The organism is Fulvivirga sediminis (genome assembly GCF_016757215.1).
Taxonomy (GTDB): domain Bacteria; phylum Bacteroidota; class Bacteroidia; order Cytophagales; family Cyclobacteriaceae; genus Fulvivirga; species Fulvivirga sediminis.
This window is the reverse complement of the sequence record NZ_JAESIY010000011.1, coordinates 123,497-137,365: the sequence shown is the minus strand read 5'-3', so window position 1 is coordinate 137,365 and position 13,869 is coordinate 123,497. Positions and strand designations below refer to the sequence as shown.

Genomic DNA, 13,869 nt, shown 5'->3' with positions numbered 1-13,869 from the left:
AAGCTAAAGAAAAGATTGATCCTACTACTCTTTAATTCTATTTTGCTCCCTTATTGCATCTCTTATTTCCATAAGAAGCTGCTCCTGACTAGTGGGCGCAGCCTCTGCTGCCGCAGGTTCAGCCTTCTTTTTCTGCAAAAAATTATTATAAATCTTAGTAAGTAAAAATACAGCCAGAGCTACTATAAAAAACGTAATGACCGTGTTTATAAACAACCCATAATTGATAGTTACAGGTTGAGACGAACCATCTTCAAGCGTTCTTTCTGCTATTTTATACTTTAGTTCTGAAAAATCAATACCCGCTATGAGCTGACCAACAGGAGGCATAACTATATCATCTACAAATGATTTTACTATAGCACCAAAATAGGTAGCAAGAATAAGCCCTACTCCTAACTCTACTACATTACCCCTTGAGATAAATTTCTTAAATTCTGTAAACATTTTACAACCAAGTTTAAAGTGAAACAAATAACCTATATCACTAAGATTTGTTCGCTTAAGAGAAAGAACTTAATTTCATTACTATATTTGACAATAACAATACTCAAAACCCTATTAATCTCATGAAGAAAATTGCTGTAATTGGTTCTGGCACCATGGGTAATGGCATCGCCCATGTATTTGCTCAGAATGGCTTTAGTGTTTCTCTTATTGATTTATCAGAAGATGCACTTCAAAAGGCTCTTGCTACTATAGAGAAAAACCTAGACCGACAGATTAAAAAGGAGTTAATCTCAGAAAAAGATAAGAATAACACCTTGCAAAATATAACCACATATACTGATACTAAGGAAGGCGTAAAGGAGGTTGAACTTGTAGTAGAAGCTGCAACGGAAAACACGGACTTGAAACTTAAGATTTTTAAAGATCTCGATGCTATCTGTGATCCAAACACCATTTTAGCGTCCAACACATCTTCTATCTCTATTACTAAAATAGCTGCTTCTACATCAAGGTCGGAAAAAGTAATAGGCATGCATTTTATGAACCCGGTGCCTGTAATGAAATTGGTAGAAGTAATAAGAGGCTATAACACTTCTGACGAGACTACCTCCACTGTAATGGAACTGTCCAAAACTTTAGGAAAAGTACCTGTAGAGGTTAATGACTACCCTGGATTTGTGGCCAACAGAATACTTATGCCTATGATTAATGAAGCCATTTATAGCCTTTTTGAAGGAGTAGCGGGAGTAGAAGAAATAGATACCGTTATGAAACTAGGCATGGCTCACCCCATGGGGCCTCTGCAGCTGGCTGACTTTATAGGTTTAGATGTTTGCCTATCTATATTGAACGTGTTATATGAAGGCCTGGGCAATCAGAAATATGCCCCGTGCCCTCTTTTAGTGAATATGGTACAGGCAGGTCATAAAGGAGTAAAAACCGGTAATGGCTTCTATTCATGGAGCCATGGCACTAAAGATTTAATAGTCGCTGATCGGTTTCAAAAATAATAAGCAAAAAACAATTAAAACACAAGAGGCTGCTCATTAATGAGCAGCCTCTTGTGTTTTAATTGTTCATCTCTACAAAATCACACTACATTCATTTCTTTGGCTAAAAGGAATTTTTCCGCATCAAGTGCGCCCATACATCCTGTACCTGCTGCCGTTATGGCCTGCCTGTATACTTTGTCAGCAGCATCACCTGTAGCAAATACACCTTCTATATTTGTCTTAGAAGTACCAGGTATTACTTTTAGGTAACCTGTCTCATCCATCTCCAGAAAATCTTTAAATATATCGGTATTTGGCTTATGGCCAATAGCTACAAAGAAACCATCAATATCAATGTCTTTAGTCTCTCCAGTAAGATTATTCTTTACTCTCATACCTGTCACAGACTCTTCATCTCCAAGAATCTCCTCTGTTTCAGTATTCCAAAGTATTTCTATATTCTCTGCTTTTTCCACTCTATTTTGCATGATTTGAGAAGCCCTCATCTCATCTTTTCTCACCAGTAGATATACTTTAGGGCAAAGATTAGCTAAATAAGTAGCCTCTTCTGCAGCTGTATCTCCTCCACCAACTACAGCTACTGTCTTACCACGGTAAAAGAAGCCGTCGCAAACCGCGCAAGCAGAAACTCCTTTATTATAGTATTTTTCTTCAGACGGCAAACCTAAATATTTTGCACTGGCACCAGTAGACACTATTACCGATTCGGCAATAATTTCATATTTATCATCCACTACAGCCTTGTGAGGATAACCAGAAAAATCTACTGAAGTCACCATTCCATAGCGAATGTCAGTACCAAACCTTTCTGCTTGCTTCTGAAAATCCACCATCATCTGCGGCCCATTTATACCATCTGGATAACCAGGATAGTTTTCCACATCATTGGTAGTAGTAAGCTGTCCACCAGGCTCCCCTCCTGTAATCATTATAGGTTTCAAACCAGCTCTGGCTGCATAGATAGCAGCAGTATAACCAGAAGGACCAGAACCAATAATAAGTACTTTAGCGTTTTCTTGTGTCATTATTTATTAAGTCTTTTATTTCTAAAATATAATTTAATGAATTACTTACGGGCTTTCAACTTCATTCCCATTCCATTAGAATACAAATATAAAAAAAAGAGGCCTCATACTATTAAAAAAAAGCATGAGGCCTGATTGATTTTTACTATCCTAAGATAGTTATCCTAAATAAGGTTTCAAGGCCTTACTTCTGGATGTATGTCTTAAACGCCTAATGGCCTTTTCTTTTATTTGCCTTACTCGCTCTCTTGTCAGATTAAACTTCTCTCCTATCTCTTCCAAAGTCATAGAGTGCTCTCCATTAAGACCGAAATACAAAGTAATAACATCCGCTTCTCGCTGTGTTAAAGTAGACAAAGCTCTTTGCACCTCTCTCCTGAGAGAATCATTCATTAACTCCGAGTCTGGAGTTTCATTAAGGTCATTTTCCAAAACATCCAATAAGCTATTTTCTTCGCCCTGTACAAAGGGAGCATCCATAGATACATGCCTACCTGATATCTTCATAGTATCTACTACCTCAGCAGTAGTTACTTCCAGTACCTCGGCAAGCTCATCTGGTGATGGTTCACGCTCATACTTTTGCTCCAGTTCGGAAAAAGTTTTGCTTATTTTATTTAATGAACCTACTCTGTTTAGCGGAAGTCTCACTATTCTAGATTGCTCGGCTAAAGCCTGCAAAATAGATTGGCGAATCCACCAAACAGCGTATGATATAAATTTAAATCCTCTAGTCTCATCAAACCTCTGAGCAGCTTTAATCAGTCCTAAGTTACCTTCATTGATCAAGTCACCTAATGAAAGGCCCTGGTTTTGGTATTGTTTGGCTACAGAAACCACAAACCTAAGGTTAGCCTTAGTGAGTTTCTCTAAAGCCAGCTGGTCTCCTTCTCGGATCCGCTGAGCTAATTCTACCTCTTCATCAGGAGTTAACAGGTCTACTTTACCTATTTCCTGTAAATACTTATCCAGAGACTGACTCTCTCTGTTGGTAATCTGCTTGCTAATCTTAAGCTGTCTCATTCAAGTCTGGGTTGATTAATACTAATTGACCTTTAGGAAAACATCAATTTTATAAAATTAAGTTCCAAATGACAAGCACTTATTACCGAATAATCCTTATTTAGACTCCTTTTTTTCTGGTTTTGGCAATAATACCTTCCTTGATAGTCTAAACTTACCCGTTTTCTTGTCTATCTCAACAAGCTTAACTTTAACTTCTTCACCTACTTCCATTACTCCTTCCATATTCTCTACTCTCTCCCATTTAATTTCAGAGATGTGAAGTAAGCCGTCTTTTCCGGGCATGAATTCGATAAATGCTCCAAAAGGCATGATAGATTTTACTTTTCCATCATAGACCTCACCTATTTCAGGCTGAGCTACAATTGCTTTTATTCTCTTTAAGGCTTCGTTCATGGAATCGCCATTTACAGCAAATACACTCACCTGACCTTTGTTATCTATCTCCTCTATTACAATAGTGGCTCCGGTTTCTTTCTGAATTTCCTGAATTACTTTTCCTCCTGGTCCTATTACTGCACCAATCATATCTTTATCAATGATGAGCACTTCTGAACGTGGTGCATTAGGTTTAAGGTCAGCATTAGGAGTAGAAATAGTTTTCTTCATTTCATTAAGAATATGAAGCCTACCTTCTCTTGCTTGCTCTAGTGCTTGTTTCAGTACCTCATAAGGAAGTCCGTCTACCTTTATATCCATTTGAGTAGCAGTAATACCTTTTTCGGTACCTGTTACTTTAAAGTCCATATCTCCTAAGTGATCTTCATCTCCCAAGATATCTGAAAGAATAGCAAAATTACCGGTCTCACTATCAGAGATCATTCCCATAGCAATACCAGATACAGGAGCTTCTATTTGTATACCTGCATCCATCAGAGCTAATGAGCCAGCACAAACAGTAGCCATAGATGATGAACCGTTTGATTCTAATATATCAGAAACTACACGGATGGTATAAGAATTTTTTTCTGGCAGAACTTCTTTCAAAGCTCTCCAAGCTAGGTTACCATGACCTACCTCTCTACGCCCTGGACCTCTATTCGGCCTTACTTCTCCTGTACTAAACGCAGGGAAATTATAGTGAAGCATAAACTTGTTAGAACCTTCGTACATAGCTCCGTCTATCAGCTGCTCATCCATTTTGGTACCCAAGGTCACTGTACTTAATGACTGAGTTTCTCCTCTTGTGAACACTGCTGATCCGTGAGTTGAAGGAAGATAATTCACCTCAGTCCATATAGGTCTCACCTCGTTTAATGCTCTACCATCTAAGCGTACACGCTCATTAAGCACAAGATTACGACAAGCCTCTTTCTTAATACCTTTATAATAACGAGAAAGCATAGTTCCGTCTATTTCCTCCTCTTCAGGCAGGCTTTCTACGAAGTTGTTGAATATTTCATCAAAAGCTTCCGATCTCTCCTTCTTAGGCCTAGGTTTTCTCGCTATTTCATATACTTTTTCATAAAGTTCTTCATGCATCTTAGCTTTTAGCGCTTCATCATTCACTTCATGATTATATTCTCTTTTTTGTGCTTTGCCTACTGCTTCTTGCAATTCAAGTTGCACTTCACACTGCACTTTAATAGCATCATGTGCTACCTTAATTGCTTCAAGCATCTCGTCTTCTGACACTTGCTTCATTTCACCCTCCACCATAAGGATATTATCAATAGTGGCAGCCACTATTAAATCCATATCAGCTTCACCAGTTTGACTCATGGTAGGGTTCACAATAAACTCACCATTTACTCTAGCCACTCTCACTTCAGATATAGGGCCATTGAAAGGGATATCAGAAACCATCAATGCAGATGACGCAGCCAGGGCGGCCAAAGCGTCAGGAAGAGCATCAGGATCTCCTGATATTAATGATATAGCGATTTGAGTATCAGCGTGGTAGTCATCATTAAACATTGGTCTAATGGCTCTATCTACCAAACGGCTGATTAAAACTTCATAATCAGATAATTTTCCTTCTCTTTTAAGAAAACCTCCTGGTATTTTACCAGAAGAGGCGAATTTTTCTTGATAGTCCACTGATAAAGGCAAGAAGTCAACACCTTCTCCAGCTTCAGGTTTAGAAACCACCGTAGCAAGCAACATAGTGTCGCCCATTCTTACTACTACGGATCCATCAGCTTGCTTAGCCAATTTACCGGTTTCAATTGTTATGGATCTCCCATCGGGTAAACTAATAGTTTTGTTAATTACGTTCAATTGCATATTTGTTGAATAAAAATATTTTCTAAATTAAGGGATGCTTGGGGAGCCGCTACTTGGAAAGATACACGAAATAAGCTAAAAAAGGGAATCCTAGGATTCCCTTTTTTAAGTTTTTTTTACTTTCTCAGATTCAACTCGGCAAGAATCGCTCTATACCTTGTGATATCCGTTTTGTGTAAAAAGTTAAGTAACTTTCTTCTTTTACCTACTAACTTCAAAAGACCTTGCTGTGTAGAATAGTCTTTTTTATTTTTCTTCATGTGTTGAGTAAGATGATTAATCCTGTAGGTAAAAAGTGCAATCTGCGCCTCTGGTGAACCAGTATCCGCTTTTGACTTTAACCGACCATGATTCTCAAACAACTCTTGCTTCTTTTCGCTTGTTAAATACATGCTTAGTTAAATTAAATTGTTTTATTTTAAATCAAAGCGCAAAGATATTAAGTTAATTGATATTAACAAAATAATAACATTTCCTAGTGCTATTTTGATTTTTTGAACTTGCTAAACCAAATTTTCACCTTGTCAATCGCCACGTTATAAAAGTCAGCATCGAAGAGCCTGGCGTCATTTCTAGCTTGTCTTAAAAAGAACAAGCCAATGGGTAATAATATGAAATTGGCTGCCCATATTCCGTATGAAGGCTCTACCATATCTTGCTTCGCCCACTTCTCACCGGTCATGCTCATCACATAAAAGACTATGAAGAAAACAATAGAAATAAGTACGGGTATACCCAAGCCTCCTCTTTTAATAATAGAGCCCAAAGGAGCGCCTATCAAAAACATAATTATACAGGCAGCTGAATTAGCAAGTATTTTATGCCATTGTATGTCATACACATTTTTTTCATAATTATACCTTTCAATCCTGCTATTACTGGCCTGAATCTTATTTTTCGTTTGCCTAACCATATTAAGAGAAGACTCTATAATACTATTAGCATCTTTATTATCACGGTCCAGCTTTTCAGCCATTAGCTGCTGCACTACTGCTTCTCTTGTAATCACTGAATCCTGCTCTACAGAGTCTTGCTCTATTACCTTTACTTTGGTAGGAAGCTTCTTTTTATCAACATTTTTAGCAACTGAAGTAGCAGGTTTCATTTTATGAACTTTCTCTTTCGGTGCTACTACTGCTTTCTTTTCTTTGGGTTCATCTCTCTTTTTGTCATCCTGCGCCTTTCTACTAAGCGCCGCCTCTTCTTCCTTAGAGTTAATTTTGTTAATGCTGTCCCTTTTATTAGCTTCTATCATTGCCAATCTCTGCTGCTCTGCCTTTATTGAATCAGACTCACTCTTAAATTTTTCTAAGTAAGAAGGCATAGCTACTGGATTATCTCTCATATGATAATAGAACGCATAAGGTGCCTCTGCATATATTTGTAGCTTTTTCTCTAACATACCTTTATTTAATGAGTCTACCCCGTCTGATAGCTCCGAAAGGTTACGCATGATACGATTCCCTTTGAATAAACTCTGGTCAGTTCTATCAAGCACGAAACTAGATAAATCTAAAACAAATTCACTTCTTGAAAACTTAGCTTTACTGAAAGTTTCCTTACTAGATTTAACTCCTGCTTCGGTACCATTATCACCTTCTGTATATCGATTACCATGATATAACTCAAGTTTTAGGTACCTATCATTATTTACGGTATACATTTGACCTGAATCAGCCAGAATGACATTCTTATTTCCATTCTTCCCTCTATGATCATAAATAATTACGTCTTCTATGGTCTGTCCATCTTCATGTTTCTTATTCACTTTAATACTAAAGTCAGGTAAGCCATTATAGAAAGCTCCTTCTTTCAGGTCTAAAGCAGGCTTTTTTTGCTTTATATCATAGAGTAGACTGTAGGCCTCAAGCGCGGCTTTAGGTACAAAATAATTATTTGAATAAAAGGCAAAAACTGTTAACCCTAATACAAAAACAAAAATAGGCAGCAACGCTCTTAACAAAGAAATTCCAGCACTCTTAATGGCTGTAAGCTCGAAGTGTTCTCCTAAATTTCCAAAAGTCATTAGTGAAGAAAGCAATACTGCCAAAGGAATAGCAACAGGGGTCATAAACACAGCAAAATAGAAAAACAGCTGCGCAAGCACATCAAACCCCAAATCTTTGCCAACTATATCATCAAAATATTTGAGCATATGCTGGGTGAGTAGAATAAACACTACTACCAGAAATGTCAGAAAAAAGGGCCCCAGAAATGAGGAAATTATTAATTTATCTATCTTCTTCATTGCCTTGTTTTCATCAAAAAGGAGGCCAAAATTAATTAAAAGGTTCTATAATACTAACCTCCAACGGTTTCTTTCAAGTTTTCTACCAAGCTTTCCCATAAATCCATTAGCTCTTCAGTATCATTCATATCAGAATAATCACTTATTTTAATAAAAGTGCTTTGTGTTAAATCATTGGTTTCTAGCCTCAATTCAAAATAAGAAGCATCATCCTTATCCTCTTCATTGTCAGAAATAAATTCAAACTTCACATATTGATTAGTTCTATGTGAAACCATTTTTGCAAGATGATCCTCATCATCCCAGATAAAATTATATACTTTATCTTCATTAACATTTACATCATCGGCCATCCACTGTGCGAGACCACTGGGAGTATTTAAATAGGGAAAAAGCATCTTGGCAGATGCATTAATTTCAAAATCAGCTGTAAACAGATGTTTACTCATAATCAGATAGTTAAGTAATTTGAAATATATACGAAAAAAATGATTCGCACAATATAAATAAAAATTTCGCCATACGTTTGGAAAATAAAACACATTATGCGTAAGTTTGCGCTCCATTTAACAAACAACAAGGCAGTGTCTTGGTTAAATGTAAGAAAGTAATATTAAATATTACGCTTAAAGTAGAGAACAGTTATAAGAATTGTTCATAAATTTGAGAAAAAATGGCGGGGTAGCTCAGATGGTTAGAGCGCAGGATTCATAACCCTGAGGTCGGCAGTTCGATTCTGCTCCCCGCTACCACAAATCCCGGCAATGCCGGGATTTTTTGTTTGTACCTGCCCCAACGCTCTAACACTAATATAGAGCCGGTCTTTCTTTGAGATTCTTATATTTTATTTCTTCCAATAGACTTTCTAAAAAGAGCGTCGATAAGTGCAAATCGGATAGCAAATAGATAATTAAGAACATCACCCCCAGTTGTTTAAGGTTTTAAAACCAAAAAGGCAATGCTATTAAACATTGCCCTTTCCGGATCTATGTATAGTTTAAACTAAAGGATAATATCTCCTTCAACCTAAACTATTTTATTAACTACTTCTTAGCGTTCAAGCAGTTTATCTTTATCACTTCCATCCGCCGCCAAGGCTTCTGTAGAGATCTATATTAGCCAGAAATAACTGCCGTTTAAGGTCTACCAATTCTAATTCACTTTGTAATGCATCTTCCTGAGCACTAATAACCTCCAGGTAGTTGGCAAACCCACTTTCAAATAATAGTGAGGCATCCTGAACTCCTTTACTGGTAACTTCTATTCTCTCCTGTGCTATATTATATTCATCTTGCAATTTATCTATAGTAATTAATGCATCAGAAACATCTCCAACAGCTTCCAGAAACTTCTCTTTAAAATCAAGAATAGCCATCTCACGCTCTTTAACAGCTACTAAATAATTAGTTTTAAGCTTCCTGTTTTTAAAGATGGGCATGAGTATTGATCCATTCAAAAGAGCAAATGCAGAGCCAGAAGGATCTAAGAAGTTCTCAAATTGGAAGGAGTTTAATCCAGCTCCTCCGCTTAAAGATATAGAAGGATATCTCATGGCTTTGGTAATACCTACCCTTGCATTACTCACCACCAACTGATATTCGGATGCAGCCACGTCTGGCCTATTAGTAATAAGCTCTACAGGCACCCCAGTATCATAATCACTAGCCAGATGCACAAGATCCAACCCTTTCTCTATGCCCATGGGTTGAGGATATCTACCTAGCAACTGATTTAGCCTATTTTCAAGCACTCTGTACTCCTTTTCAAGTCTTGGAATTAAAGACCTAGCTCTAAGAATCTGGGACTCCGTCTGCTGAATCGCCAATGAGGTTGTTTCGTCAGCATCAAACTGTAACTTCACTATCTTCAGCGTTCTATTCCCCAATTCTAGGTTTTTCTCCGCCACAGCTATCTGAGAGTTGATCATCAGCATATTATAATAGATAGAGGCTATCTCTGCCACAAGAGCTGTTTTCACTGCTTTTTGAAACTCTTTTGTTTTCATATAAGAAGCTCTGGCGGCCTCTTTTTGCCATCTAAACTTACCCCAGATATCTATTTCCCAGCTAGCTGAAAGTGCTGAACTATAGGCTAGCCTTTCTGTATACAAGGTAGTTGGAGGGGAATCTCCATGATTTCTCCTGGCACGGTTAGAACCATAGTTATTATAATTCTCGGAATAATATTCACGATTGAAATCAAAAGGGGTAAAACCCAAAGTAGGATAAAAATTCGCCTTAGACTGCTCCAAGTTTTGAAAGCCAATTTCCACCTGCTTTACTGCCTTCTGCATATTAATGTTATTCACTAGTGCAGAATCTATTAGTGCTATGAGAGTAGAATCTGCGAAATAATCTTTCCAACTGATTTGAGACAGCTTCTCTCCTACATGAATACTATCTTGAGCGGTGCCATAATAATCATCAACTTTACGCATCTCCGGCCTTTGGTATTTCTCCCCTACTTTACACCCAGTGACCGAAATAATTACTAAACAGATATATATTAATTGTTTTGAAAACTTCATTACTACAATAATTCTTATTTGGTTTTGATGTTATACCTTTCACTTAGTTGTAAAAATATGAAGGTAAGTACTGGAATGATGATTACCCCAAGAATTACTCCTGAAAGCATCCCTCCCGCTGTACCTATACTTACTGATCTGTTACCTATAGCTGAAGAACCTTCTGAGAACATAAGCGGCACCAAACCTACTGTAAAAGCCAATGAGGTCATCACAATGGCCCTTAGCCTTAAAGCACTAGCATCTAACACTGCATCTAATATTTCCGCTCCAGCGGCCCTCTTTTGCGCTGCAAATTCTACAATAAGAATAGCATTCTTAGCCAATAAACCTATGAGCATTATAACACCAACCTGAACGTAAATATTATTATCTATACCAGCCAGATTAATGAAAGCAAATACTCCTAATATACCTGTAGGCAATGAAAGCATAACCGCCATAGGCAGCCAAAAACTCTCATACTGGGCAGATAAAATAAAAAACACCAATATACTACTGATGATAAACACAATAGTAGAGTCTGAGCCCGATTTCTTTTCTTCCAAACTCATACTAGTCCATTCGAAGCTAAGACTAGCGGGCAACTTACTTTCAGTAAGCTCTTCTATTCTATTCATTACATCTCCTGTACTATATCCTTTAGCTGGTGTAATGTTAATTTTGGCGGCATTATACAGGTTATAACGATTCACCACTTCAGGACCATAGGCCTGCTCCAGACGAACAATGGTATTAACAGGCACCATCTCTCCTTTTTTATTTCTCACATAAATGGAGTTAAATGCCTCCGGGCTTTCTCTAAAAGGAATGTCAGACTGCATGTACACTCCATACTGACGAGTAAACCTGTTAAAATCTCCTATTCGGGTTCTACCAAAGTTAGACTGTATGGTAAACATCATATCTTTAACACTAACACCAAGAGCTTTTGCCTTTTTATAATCAATATCTAGCTTATACTGAGGGAAATTAGTATTGTAAGAGGTAAAGGCATTTTCAATTTCATCTTGCTGAGATAGCTCTACGATAAACTCATTGACAAGATTACCAAACTCAGCAGGATCACCATCAGCAAGATCCTGAAGCATCACTTGCACCCCATCAAAGTTACCAAAACCTTGTACTGTGGGTCTGGGATACATGTTAATACTTCTGGCTTCACTTATTACGTTAAGTTTATTTAGAAGATGTCTCACCACATCATCTATCTTTTTAATATCTCCCCTCTCATCTAAATCTTTTAATAATACGTAACCCATACCGGAAGAAGGACTCTCCGAGCTGTTCACAATATTATATCCAGATACGGTATTGACACTGGCAACGGCCGGCTCTTGCCTTAGTATAGAATCTGCCTGTACTAGAGCTTCGTTAGTTCTGTGCAAGGAAGCTCCTTCTGGCATAGACATAGTGAAAATCAGGAAATTATCATCCTCAGTAGGAATGAATGCACTAGGCGTTCTATTAGCAAGAAATACCGTTATACCCACTACTGCGGCTAAGCCCAATAAACTAACCCATTTAAATTTAATGGCTTTTTTAGCCAGATTAACATAGCCCCTAGTCAATTTATCAAAAAACACATCGAACTTACGAAGTCCTTTGTTACCTATATCTCTGGCTTGCTGTATTTGCTTAGATTGCTGCACTTTAGCTACAAGCTTATTTTCAGTTGCCTTTTTGTCCTTTTTCTTATAAAGCAATATGAACAATACAGGGCCTAAGGTCAAAGCTATAATAGCAGAAATGACCACAGCAATAATAATGGTGTAAGCAAATTCCTGATAGAAAACGCCCACTGGTCCTTGTAAGAAACCAACTGGTAAGAACACCGCCGAAATTACAAGAGTAATAGAAACAATAGCACCGGTAATTTCACTTAAAGCAGACATCACTGCATCTCTCGCCGTCATGGCATGGTGCTGCATCTTCTCATAAATTGCCTCTACTACCACAATAGCATTATCCACCACAATACCTATTGAAAGTACTATAGAGAACATACTCAGTACGTTCATAGAAACCCCAATAAGCGAAAGAAAGAAGAAAGTACCCACTAGTGAAATGGGAATAGTGATAGCCGTAATAAAAGTGGCCTTAAAATCTTGCAGGAATATAAATACAACGAGGAAAACCAGGATAAAAGCTTCTATAAGCGTCTGTTTCACATGGCCCATAGATTCATCTATCTGATCCCGAACACTATATGTAATTTCATAGTTTATGCCTTCGGGGAATACCTTAGCCTGCTCTTCCAGAACGGCTCGTACATCACGATCAATATCCACAGCATTTGCTCCACTCTGCTGAACGATGTCTATGGTTACTGAAGGCTTACCATCAAGTCTGTTTTGACTGGTATAATTAGAAGCTCCGAACTCAATTCTCGCTACATCTTTAAGGTGAAGCTGTAATCCATCCTGTTCAGTTTTAATTACAATATTTTCATATTCTTCAGGCTCACTAAATCGGCCCGTATGCTTGAGCGCGATTTCAAATACCTCATCAGAATTTTCTCCAAACTTACCCGGAGCCGCCTCGAAACTCTGATCTCTTATTTGCTCATATACATCTCTTGGAGTAAGGCCATATTGAGCCACTTTCTCAGGGTTCAGCCATATCCTCATGGCATAATCTCTAGACCTTAAGATGGAGGCTTCCGCCAAACCCTCAATCCGCTTTAGTTTTCTTCTTACATTAATTCTGGTATAGGCATTAAGAAAAGTTTCATCATAAGTAGATTCTGGGCTTTCACTAAAGATATTAATAGTCATTAACGTACCTTTCATACGCTTTAAAACCGTAATACCAGCTTCTACCACCTCCGGGGGTATCTGCTGTACAACCCCAGAAATTCTGTTTTGAATATCTACCGCTGCCAAGTTAGGATCTGTACCAGGTTCAAAATATACGGTAACTCTACCCTTACCAGAGTTGGTAGCTGTAGAGTTCGCATAAGTCATATTTTCTGTTCCGTTGATTGCCTCCTCTATAGGCAGAAGAACCGATTTAGCTACTGTTTCTGCGTTACCTCCAGGGTAGTTTACCTGCACACTTACACTAGGAGGTGCTATTTCAGGAAATCTTTCAACCGGCAATTGCATCATACTGGCGGCACCAGCCAACACCAGCACTATCGAAATAACAATAGTAAGTACCGGCCTATCTATTATCTTCTTTAACATGTATCTTCTTGCTTAATTTATAAAAGAATTGAAATAAATAAGGGTAGAATTAATGATGGTAAGAAAGACTTAGGTATTATCATAACCGGATTAGAAAAGGCATATTTATCCTGATCTAAGAATGCTTGATTGCAAAAGAGATCAGGGTTACCCATCATGTTCTGATCAA

At 37.8% G+C, this 13,869-nt stretch carries 10 protein-coding genes and 1 tRNA gene; 2 read left to right on the top strand and 9 right to left on the bottom strand.

Annotated features, from left to right (window positions below; genetic code table 11):
- Nucleotides 1-24 precede the first annotated feature (24 nt).
- Complete coding sequence (mscL, locus tag JL102_RS18940; protein ID WP_202246029.1) at nt 25-447, bottom strand: large-conductance mechanosensitive channel protein MscL; 423 nt, start codon at nt 445-447, stop codon at nt 25-27.
- A gap of 122 nt (nt 448-569) precedes the next feature.
- Here mscL and JL102_RS18935 point away from each other — a divergent pair, with 122 nt between their 5' ends.
- Nucleotides 570-1,460, top strand: coding sequence for a 3-hydroxybutyryl-CoA dehydrogenase (locus tag JL102_RS18935; RefSeq protein WP_202246028.1), 891 nt, complete (start codon nt 570-572; stop codon nt 1,458-1,460).
- 80 nt (nt 1,461-1,540) lie between these two features.
- Here JL102_RS18935 and trxB read toward each other — a convergent pair whose 3' ends face one another.
- The 6 genes from trxB to JL102_RS18905 all read right to left on the bottom strand — a co-directional run bounded on the left by trxB (nt 1,541) and on the right by JL102_RS18905 (nt 8,434).
- Nucleotides 1,541-2,488: a thioredoxin-disulfide reductase gene (trxB, locus tag JL102_RS18930; protein WP_202246027.1), complete on the bottom strand. Its 948-nt coding sequence runs from the start codon at nt 2,486-2,488 to the stop codon at nt 1,541-1,543.
- Between the two features lie 159 nt (nt 2,489-2,647).
- Nucleotides 2,648-3,511, bottom strand: coding sequence for a sigma-70 family RNA polymerase sigma factor (locus JL102_RS18925; RefSeq protein WP_202246026.1), 864 nt, complete (start codon nt 3,509-3,511; stop codon nt 2,648-2,650).
- 96 nt (nt 3,512-3,607) lie between these two features.
- Nucleotides 3,608-5,737 (bottom strand): polyribonucleotide nucleotidyltransferase, encoded by a 2,130-nt coding sequence (gene pnp, locus JL102_RS18920; RefSeq protein WP_202246025.1) that lies wholly within the window; start codon nt 5,735-5,737, stop codon nt 3,608-3,610.
- A gap of 116 nt (nt 5,738-5,853) precedes the next feature.
- Nucleotides 5,854-6,129 (bottom strand): 30S ribosomal protein S15, encoded by a 276-nt coding sequence (gene rpsO, locus JL102_RS18915; RefSeq protein ID WP_202246024.1) that lies wholly within the window; start codon nt 6,127-6,129, stop codon nt 5,854-5,856.
- Between the two features lie 89 nt (nt 6,130-6,218).
- Entirely contained in the window at nt 6,219-7,985 is a 1,767-nt protein-coding gene (locus JL102_RS18910; protein ID WP_202246023.1) for an LptF/LptG family permease, read from the bottom strand.
- A gap of 53 nt (nt 7,986-8,038) precedes the next feature.
- Complete coding sequence (locus tag JL102_RS18905; RefSeq protein WP_202246022.1) at nt 8,039-8,434, bottom strand: START-like domain-containing protein; 396 nt, start codon at nt 8,432-8,434, stop codon at nt 8,039-8,041.
- Between the two features lie 226 nt (nt 8,435-8,660).
- Between JL102_RS18905 and JL102_RS18900 the strand changes: the two genes are divergently transcribed.
- Nucleotides 8,661-8,737: transfer RNA gene (locus tag JL102_RS18900), tRNA-Met, on the top strand.
- A gap of 323 nt (nt 8,738-9,060) precedes the next feature.
- On the opposite strand, the gene JL102_RS18895 is transcribed toward JL102_RS18900, so the two are convergent.
- Together JL102_RS18895 and JL102_RS18890 are read right to left on the bottom strand one after the other, a co-directional pair.
- Entirely contained in the window at nt 9,061-10,512 is a 1,452-nt protein-coding gene (locus JL102_RS18895; RefSeq protein ID WP_202246021.1) for an efflux transporter outer membrane subunit, read from the bottom strand.
- Between the two features lie 14 nt (nt 10,513-10,526).
- A complete protein-coding gene (locus JL102_RS18890; RefSeq protein ID WP_202246020.1) occupies nt 10,527-13,700 on the bottom strand; it encodes an efflux RND transporter permease subunit in 3,174 nt (1,057 codons plus the stop codon).
- Nucleotides 13,701-13,869 lie beyond the last annotated feature (169 nt).

Coding starts and splice junctions, on each gene's coding strand:
- JL102_RS18935 (WP_202246028.1), top strand. CDS start 570: ATGAAGAAAATTGCTGTAATTGGTTCTGGCACCATGGGTAATGGCATC.
- pnp (WP_202246025.1), bottom strand. CDS start 5,737: ATGCAATTGAACGTAATTAACAAAACTATTAGTTTACCCGATGGGAGA.
- trxB (WP_202246027.1), bottom strand. CDS start 2,488: ATGACACAAGAAAACGCTAAAGTACTTATTATTGGTTCTGGTCCTTCT.
- JL102_RS18890 (WP_202246020.1), bottom strand. CDS start 13,700: ATGTTAAAGAAGATAATAGATAGGCCGGTACTTACTATTGTTATTTCG.
- JL102_RS18895 (WP_202246021.1), bottom strand. CDS start 10,512: ATGAAGTTTTCAAAACAATTAATATATATCTGTTTAGTAATTATTTCG.
- JL102_RS18905 (WP_202246022.1), bottom strand. CDS start 8,434: ATGAGTAAACATCTGTTTACAGCTGATTTTGAAATTAATGCATCTGCC.
- JL102_RS18925 (WP_202246026.1), bottom strand. CDS start 3,511: ATGAGACAGCTTAAGATTAGCAAGCAGATTACCAACAGAGAGAGTCAG.
- JL102_RS18910 (WP_202246023.1), bottom strand. CDS start 7,985: ATGAAGAAGATAGATAAATTAATAATTTCCTCATTTCTGGGGCCCTTT.
- rpsO (WP_202246024.1), bottom strand. CDS start 6,129: ATGTATTTAACAAGCGAAAAGAAGCAAGAGTTGTTTGAGAATCATGGT.
- mscL (WP_202246029.1), bottom strand. CDS start 447: ATGTTTACAGAATTTAAGAAATTTATCTCAAGGGGTAATGTAGTAGAG.